At 62.4% G+C, this 8,020-nt stretch carries 5 protein-coding genes and 2 pseudogenes; 3 read left to right on the plus strand and 4 right to left on the minus strand.

Annotation, left to right across the window (positions count from 1 at the left end; genetic code table 11):
• Positions 1 to 10: 10 nt before the first annotated feature.
• A complete protein-coding gene (locus EN749_RS24960) occupies positions 11 to 1,528 on the minus strand; it encodes an MFS transporter (RefSeq protein WP_127396155.1) in 1,518 nt (505 codons plus the stop codon).
• A 220-nt stretch (positions 1,529 to 1,748) separates the two neighbouring features.
• Here EN749_RS24960 and EN749_RS24965 point away from each other — a divergent pair, with 220 nt between their 5' ends.
• Positions 1,749 to 2,705 carry a hypothetical protein gene (locus tag EN749_RS24965; protein WP_128364167.1) on the plus strand — a complete coding sequence of 319 codons (957 nt, stop codon included), beginning with the start codon at positions 1,749 to 1,751 and terminating at the stop codon, positions 2,703 to 2,705.
• A 147-nt stretch (positions 2,706 to 2,852) separates the two neighbouring features.
• Here the strand turns inward: EN749_RS24965 and EN749_RS24970 are convergent, their stop codons facing one another.
• A complete protein-coding gene (locus tag EN749_RS24970) occupies positions 2,853 to 3,257 on the minus strand; it encodes a cupin domain-containing protein (protein ID WP_128364168.1) in 405 nt (134 codons plus the stop codon).
• Between the two features lie 311 nt (positions 3,258 to 3,568).
• Here EN749_RS24970 and EN749_RS24975 point away from each other — a divergent pair, with 311 nt between their 5' ends.
• Positions 3,569 to 5,620 carry an elongation factor G gene (locus EN749_RS24975; RefSeq protein ID WP_127267438.1) on the plus strand — a complete coding sequence of 684 codons (2,052 nt, stop codon included), beginning with the start codon at positions 3,569 to 3,571 and terminating at the stop codon, positions 5,618 to 5,620.
• Positions 5,621 to 6,340: 720 nt separating this feature from the next.
• A pseudogene (locus tag EN749_RS24980) lies at positions 6,341 to 6,832 on the plus strand (isoprenylcysteine carboxylmethyltransferase family protein); the annotation flags it as partial.
• Between the two features lie 29 nt (positions 6,833 to 6,861).
• Here the strand turns inward: EN749_RS24980 and EN749_RS24985 are convergent.
• Together EN749_RS24985 and EN749_RS24990 are read right to left on the minus strand one after the other, a co-directional pair.
• Positions 6,862 to 7,758 (minus strand): LysR family transcriptional regulator, encoded by an 897-nt coding sequence (locus EN749_RS24985; RefSeq protein WP_023809733.1) that lies wholly within the window; start codon positions 7,756 to 7,758, stop codon positions 6,862 to 6,864.
• Positions 7,759 to 7,837: 79 nt separating this feature from the next.
• A pseudogene (locus tag EN749_RS24990) lies at positions 7,838 to 8,020 on the minus strand (thioredoxin-disulfide reductase); the annotation flags it as partial.

Raw genomic sequence — 8,020 nt, forward strand, 5'->3', positions numbered from 1 at the left:
GCCGTCAGCCTCACGCCTCGTGCTTGGTCTCTTTGGCCGAGCGCGCCTCGGCCGGCGCCAGCACGGCAACCAGCAATGCGGCGGTGAGGAACGCGCCGATCGCTGCCGTCAGCATCGCGGCGTGGAAGCCGCCGGCATAGGCGGCAGCATAGAGTTCATGCACGCCGCTTTCGCCCATCGCCGCATCGGTTGCGAAATCATGCCGTGAAATCGCAGCACGGGCGACCGCTTCCGCGTTGGCGACACCGGCATCGCCGAGATACCCGGTCAAAAGGTTGGTTGCCCGCATGCTCATCAAGGCGCCGAGCAAGGCGATGCCGATGGCAAGGCCGCTCTGGCGGGTGGCATTGATGACCGCCGACACCATGCCCGAGCGTTCGCGCGGCGCATAGGACATGGCGGCAGCGCTGCCGGTCGGGATTGCAAGCGCGTTGCCGAGGCCGCCAATGGCGAACAGAAGGCACAGCATCGCGTAGGACGTCGAAGGGCCGGCCCAGCACATGCCGAGCATGGACAGGCCGATAGCAACATAGCCGATGGTCATCAGCGCAGAGTGACCATAGCGGGCGCTCAGCCTGCCGATCCATGGCGACACCACGATCTGGACGATGAAGGCCGGCGCCATGCGCAGGCCGGTCTGCGTCGGCGACCAGCCCTGCACCTGCTGCAGGAACATCGAGAAGAAGAAGACGCTGGAATAGGAGGTGAAGCCGAGCGCGAACGAAGCGACATTGGCGACGGCAAAGCGGACATCGCGGAACAGGCCAAGCGGCAGCATCGGGCGTGCAGTGCGCGCCTCGAAGCCGAGGAAAGCAGCCAGGCCGACGACGCCGGCGACCAGCGCCGCGACCGTCCTTGGCTCGCCCCAGCCATTCTCGCCGGCCGAGATCAGGCCGAAGGTCAGCGCCCCCAGCCAAAGGATGCTGAGAGCCAGGCCGACGAGGTCGAGATGGGCATGTTCGGGATGCGCCGTCTCGTTGATCGAAACAGCACCGAGCGCGATCGTGATCAAGCCCAGCGGCAGGTTGATCAGGAAGATGCTTTGCCAGCCGACGGTCTCGACCAGGATGCCACCGAGGACGGGACCAACGAGCAGAGAGATGGCGGCGAACGACGCCCAGCCGCCAATGACGCCAGCGCGCTGGCGCGCATCGGGAAAGGCCTGCGTCAGGATCGACAGCGCGCCTGGAATGAGCAGTGAGCCGGCGATGCCCTGTACCACCCGGCCGGCCAGCAGAACCGGCAGATTGGGCGCGACGGCGCAGATCAGCGAGCCGGCCACGAAGATGCCGACGCCGGCCAGCCACGAGCGCTTGCGGCCATAGCGGTCGCCGATCAGGCCGGACGACAGCATGAAGGCGGACAGGCACAGCGTGTAGGCGTCGACCACCCATTGCAGGCCGCCGAAATCGGTTTGCAACGCCTGCTGGATGGTCGGCAGCGCGACATTGACGATACTGACGTCGAGCAGAGCCACGAACGAACCAAGATAGATAGCGGCGACCAGGGGCAGACGGTGCTTTGACATGGCTATATCCAGACGTGAGTTAGAGGCCATGCAGGTGCTACAGTCAAAGCCGAAGTGGCTCCGAGGGACGTTGCCGGCCGGCATGGCGTGCGAGCCAGACGCGCGAAATCAGCTTACAATCCGGGAAACGTGCGCAGCGAACCCGCGGACCATCGTCATATGACGACGAGGAAGCCGGCCGCATTCGATCAACCATGAAGCCTCGGAAGGGAGATGCATCATGGCCAAAGGCGGCAATCCATCAAACAATCACGACGGCGAATTCATAGTGTCCGGGCCGGGCACTGAAAATACCGAGCGGTTCAAGCAGGCGCTCAGTGTTTCATTTGCCGAGCAGACAGCCACATCAATGAACTATTTCAAGCAGTCGGACCCTAACGACGAGGGCCAGATCTCCGCTCTTGGCGAGGCAAAAATTGATTACCTGAAAGCACAGTCGGGCTGTTACTGGACCGAGGAAACTGAAAAATGGACCAGGGCAAAACTGAAACGCTTTGCCGATCGCAACGATCGAAAGCGAATTCTAGGCAACAGTTTCGATCGCTCCGAAATGGTTGTCTTGCCGCGCCGCAAAGATGGGGCGATGCCGATGGAAACGCGGCAACTGCAAGGCGATCCCTATGAGTATTTCCATTTTTGGCCTGGCACCTTCGGTAACTACAAATACAGCTGGTTCAACCGGACCGGGGACGGACGCATTCTGCGAGACGAATCTTACGAGTGGGATGGAGCGCCGGATTTGGGCGGCTTGGTATTTTTCGAAAACAACAGCGCCGGCGATAGAGATTACCTGCACGCCATGCTCGAAAGCGGCATCTGGTTTACCTACACTCCCAAGAAGACCGGCCGGCTCGACTTGTTTGCGGAATTCGTCTCCACCTACGACACAAGGTACAGGTGGATGCGTGACGAAATCGGCTACAGCCACACCAGAGTCCTTCAGGCGACCAATGTCGTTTTTGGCACCTTTTCAGGCGATCAAGCCGTGGGACGAGATTACCGAAGCAACAGCACCCTTGTCGATTTTCAGCGTTGGTTTGAAGGGGACGTAGGGGGGGTCTCCGATTTCGGAGAAAATGGCTTTGACGACGGAACAATACACAATTTTTTTGGGCGGCCGGGCGCAATGGTTTTGCCGGACAACCGATCGAGATTTTGGTCGGCTGCAGGGTCTTGATGGACTGCTATCTCAACGATGTCAGCATCAGGGCGTGGGAAGGCGCCCGGCGGAGGCTGAATTTTCTGGGCGTCAGAGTGGTTTAAATGCCAGCGGTTTTGCAGCTGGCGCGACGATCGCTGCGGCAGGAAGCCTGCCCTCCGCCGGTTAGGTGTCTCGGCCGCCAAACTGCTCGTCGGTGACCCCCTCCAGCCAATCGACATGGACATCGTCGAGCGCCTCCTGCATCGCGATATGCGTCATCGCCGATTTCGGCGCCGCGCCATGCCAGTGTTTTTCGCCAGGCGCGAACGAGATGACGTCGCCGGCCCTGATCTCCTGGATCGGGCCGCCCCACGTCTGGGCAAGCCCGGCGCCCACCGTCACGTACAGCGTCTGGCCAAGCGGATGCGTATGCCAGTGGGTGCGCGCGCCCGGCTCGAAGCTGACCAGCGTGGCCCGCAGCCGCGCCGGCGCCTCTTTCTCGATGATCGGCGTCTGCAGCACCCGGCCGGTGAAGTATTTTTCCGGCGCGATGACGCTCGGCACGCTGCCGCAGGCAATGATCTTCATGGGTCGATGGTCCTTCAAACAGCGGGCGATGGGTCGCCTGTTTTCAGTTTCGGCCGATATCGGCCGACGTGCAACAGCTTCCGGCTGCCAGCCCAGCATATGATCCGCACCGGCCACGGCCGAGCAAAGGATTTCTATTTTTCTTGCCCTGCCGGCAAACAAGTGGGACGATGGCTTTGGGCAGGTGGCACTTGAAAAGAACCCCGCCCGCGACGGTCGAAACAGGCCGGCCGCCGCTCAGGACCGATTGACCACGCCTGAACCATGCATGCCAGTCGGTCCTACGGGAAACGCCTGAGTGGAGGTCAGTCATGGGTACTCGCGCCGGAGGACGACGCACGGGACCGAAATGCATTGCCATAGTCGGTCCCTTCGCAAGCGGTAAGACGACACTTCTCGAAGCCATATTGGCCCGTACGGGCTCAATTCCCCGACAAAATCCCGTTTCATCAGGCAACACCGTTTCGGATCATTCGCCCGAGGCGCGCGCCCACGCCATGAGCGTCGAGGCGACGGTCGCCACGACCGAATTCATGGGCGAGCAGATCACCTTCGTCGACTGTCCCGGTTCCATCGAATTCTCTTTCGAGGCCGAACCGGTGCTGGCCGCCTGCGACCTCGCGGTCGTCGTAGCCGAGGCCGATGAAAAGAAGATCCCTGCCCTGCAACTGATCATGCGCAAGCTCGACGATCTCGGAGTGCCGCGCATTCTGTTCCTCAACAAGGTCGACAAGGCAATCACCGGCGTGCGCGACACGCTGAAGATGCTGCAGCCGGCCAGTGCCGTGCCGTTGCTGCTGCGCCAGATTCCGCTGCGCAAGGACGGTGTCGTCATTGGTTCGATCGACCTGGCGCTGGAGCGCGCCTACATCTATCGCGAATATGCCGAAAGCGAGGTGGCGCAGATTCCCGGCGACGACAAGGCGCGCGAGCTCGAAGCGCGTTTCTCGATGCTGGAGACGCTGGCCGACCATGATGACCAGTTGATGGAACAACTGCTCGAGGAGATCGAGCCGCCCAAGGATGCGATCTTCGACGACCTCGCCGCCGACCTGCGTGACGGTGCGGTGATCCCGGTGCTGATCGGCACCGCCGAAAAAGGCAACGGCGTGCTGCGCCTCCTGAAGGCGATCCGCCACGACGCACCCGACATCGAGGCGACCCGCAAACGGCTCGGTGCACCCGACGGCGCGGCTACCCTGGTCCAGGTGATGAAAACCATCCACACCTCGCATGGCGGCAAGCTGTCGGTGTCGCGCATCCTCTCCGGTCAGGTCGTCGACGGTTCCGAACTCTGGCTGCCCGGCGGCGACACGGCCAAGGTTTCCGGCATCTACCGGATGCTCGGCAAGGACCAGTCCAAGCTCTCCATCGCCAAGGTCGGCGACACGGTGGCACTGGGCAAGCTGGACGAGGTCAAGACCGGCCAGACGCTGAGCTCGGCCAAGGGCGGCATCAAGCCGCTCGTCCAGTTCGAGCCGCCGCAGCCGGTCTTCGCCTTCGCGCTCCGCCCCAAGGAGCGCAAGGACGAAGTGAAGATGTCGGCTGCCATCCAGCGGCTGGCCGAGGAGGACCCCTCGCTCAGCCTGCGCCACAATCAGGACTCGGCCGAAACCGTGCTGTCGGGCCATGGCGAGATGCATCTGCGCGTGGTGCGCGAGCGGCTGGAAGGCAAGAACCAGATACCGGTCGAAGGTCATCCGCCGGCGGTGCCCTATCGCGAGACGATCCGCAAATCGGCGCAGCAGCGCGGCCGTCACAAGAAACAGTCCGGCGGCCATGGCCAGTTCGGCGACGTGGTGATCGAGATCAAGCCGCTGCCGCGCGGTTCCGGCTTCCAGTTCACCGACACCATCACCGGCGGCGTCGTGCCCAAGACCTACATCCAGTCGGTCGAGACCGGGGTCCGCGACTATCTGAAATCCGGGCCGCTGGGCTTTCCGGTCGTGGATGTCGCAGTCAACCTGTCGGACGGCTCCTATCATGCGGTCGATTCCTCCGACATGGCTTTCCAGATGGCGGCCAGGCTGGCGATGAAGGAAGGCATGGCCGCGTGCTTGCCGGTGCTCCTGGAGCCCGTGATGAAGGTCGAGATCGTCACCCCCTCCGACGCCACCTCGAAGATCATCGCTCTCATCCCGCAGCGGCGCGGCCAGATCCTCGGCTACGACGCGCGACCCGACTGGCCGGGATGGGATGTCGTCGAGGCAACCATGCCGCAAGCCGAGATCGGCGACCTGATCATCGAGTTGCGCTCGGCGACCGCGGGCGTTGCCAGCTATCGTGCCGTCTTCGACCACATGGCCGAACTCACCGGCCGTCTGGCCGACGACGCCATGAACACCAACGGCAAGGCTGCCTGATGGCGTGGCGTTCCTCTCGAACCTGATTCGGGGGAACAAAAGAAAACGACGTCCGGCGGGGACCGGACGTCGTTTTGTTCGCGGACCGTTTCCTTGGGAGGTAAAACGTCAGGTCCGCCGCATTTGGTACCGCCGAGTTCGGCGGAAAAACGGTTCGGACGCGGTAGCCGCCTGAGCCCGGGCCGTACGAGTGATGCCCCCATCTCCCGTCCGAACCACACCGCGTCCTATGATCTACATAGCAGGTCGCGGGCGTCCGGGATATGTTACCAGAGGTTACATGTCACCGTTACGTGGCAATTGTGATGGAATTTTTGGCCGGCCCAGCAGGGTACAGGCAACAAAAAAGCCGGATCAATGAAGATCCGGCTGAGTTTGATTGGAGTGCCTGTTAAGGCTAACCTCCAGAGGGGAACACTCGAGGGCGCTAATGGGAGGAGAACGCGCCCAGGAGATGATCTATATATGTGCTCATCATGCCCAAGAAACAAGCATCTATTTTGCAACACACACATGCAAAAAGACGCAGGCTGTGGTCTAACCCATTCCAGAAGCCAATAGGACCAGCAAAATCGTCGAAATGGAGCGCTGAATCGGGCAATTGCAACTACAGAATCGCTAATCTCGGCTGGCTTCCGGCTCGAAATGCCAAAACTGGGCAATGATGTGGAAGCGGGCAGCAGGCGTGCATTTCTAAGGCAATCGCGGAGCAAGCAGCCAATGCGGAGGTTTTCGGCGATCGCCGGCAGTGCGGCCTTCTTCATCGCGGCGCCGTGCGTGGTTGCCGGGCTGGTGCCCTGGCTGTTGACCGATCGCTGGGGCTTGCCCTGGTCGGGCCTGCCGGGCTTTGCCCCTGTTGGCGGGCTTCTGATCGTTGCCGCGGGCGCGGCACTCCTGCATGCCTTCGGCCGTTTTGCGCTTGAGGGCCTGGGCACACCCGCACCGGTCGCCCCGACCGAGAGGCTGGTGATAGGCGGCATCTACCGCCATGTCCGCAACCCGATGTATGTCGCCGTGCTGTCGATCATCCTCGGCCAGGCGCTGCTGTTCTCGAGCTGGGCGCTGGTCGCCTATGCCGCCGTCAGCGCTGTCTCCATGGGCGCCTTCGTCAGGCTCTATGAAGAGCCGACGCTTAGCCGCCGTTATGGCGCCGAATACGAGACCTACCGCCGCAACGTGCCCGGCTGGCTGCCTCGGCTGATGCCCTGGCGGGATAATCCCGCAGGGCGTGAAAACGAAAATCAGAAGGACCAGCTTCGGGCTTTGGCGATGATGAAGTCCCGGAACACATGCAGCTTGGCCTGGTTCTTCATCGCGTCGGGATAGGCGAAATAGGTGTCGAAAGACGGCACCTCGGTCTCCGGCAGCAGCTGCACCAGATCGGAGTCCTTGCTGATCACATAGTCGGGCAGCATGGCGATGCCGGCACCGCCCTGCACCGCCCGCTTGATCGACAATATGTCGTTGATCTGCAGCGTCGGCACCCTTTGTCCGCCTTCGAAATCACCGACCGTTTCCAGCCAGTTCAGCTCCGACAGATGCGACGGCACCGGCACGCCGAAGGTGACGATGCGATGGGCCTTCAGCTCGGCGACGGAAGACGGCTTGCCGTGCTTGGCGACATAGGATGGGGCCGCGTAGAGGTGGAAATGCACGGTGAACAGGCGGCGCTGGATCAGGTCCGGCTGCTGCGGCTGGCGCAGCCGGATGGCGCAATCGGCCTGGCGCATGGTGAGATCCAGCTCCTCGTTGGCGAGGATCAACTGCAGGCTGATTTCGGGATAGAGTTCGATGAATTCCTGCACCCGCTCGGTCAGCCAGCCGGCGCCCAGCCCCACCGTCGTTGTCACCCGCAGCACGCCCGACGGGCGATCCTTGGTCTCGGTCAGCCGGGACTTGATGGTCTCCAGCTTCATCAGCACGTCATGCGCCGTGCGAAACAGCATCTCACCTTGCTCGGTCAGCACCAGCCCGCGGGCGTGGCGGTTGAACAGCGGCACGCCGACATCATGCTCGAGCGCGCTGACCTGCCGCGAGATCGCCGATTGCGACAGATGCAATGTCTCGGCCGCATGGGTAAACGACCCCGCCTCCGCCGCAGCGTGAAACACGCGTAGCTTGTCCCAGTCCAACGCCATGATTCCCCTCGTTCTGTTTTGGCGTCTGAATGAAAAATCAGGCTTTTACACGGCGTTTCTAAGCCGCTCTCTGAACTCTCTACTCGGCCGCTTCGCGATGCACTTCGATGCCGGCCAGATACTTCTCCGCCTCGAGCGCGGCCATGCAGCCGAGCCCCGCTGCCGTCACCGCCTGGCGGTAGATATCGTCGGTCACATCGCCGGCCGCGAACACGCCCGGCACATCGGTGCGGGTCGAATCCGGCGCTGTCCACAGATAGCC

The organism is Mesorhizobium sp. M7A.F.Ca.ET.027.02.1.1, from assembly GCF_004022985.1.
Lineage (GTDB): Bacteria > Pseudomonadota > Alphaproteobacteria > Rhizobiales > Rhizobiaceae > Mesorhizobium.

Bases quoted from the DNA above. Each gene is read 5' to 3' on its own strand.
- EN749_RS24960 (WP_127396155.1), bottom strand. From the start codon at position 1,528: ATGTCAAAGCACCGTCTGCCCCTGGTCGCCGCTATCTATCTTGGTTCG.
- EN749_RS24965 (WP_128364167.1), top strand. From the start codon at position 1,749: ATGGCCAAAGGCGGCAATCCATCAAACAATCACGACGGCGAATTCATA.
- EN749_RS24970 (WP_128364168.1), bottom strand. From the start codon at position 3,257: ATGAAGATCATTGCCTGCGGCAGCGTGCCGAGCGTCATCGCGCCGGAA.
- EN749_RS24975 (WP_127267438.1), top strand. From the start codon at position 3,569: ATGGGTACTCGCGCCGGAGGACGACGCACGGGACCGAAATGCATTGCC.
- EN749_RS24985 (WP_023809733.1), bottom strand. From the start codon at position 7,758: ATGGCGTTGGACTGGGACAAGCTACGCGTGTTTCACGCTGCGGCGGAG.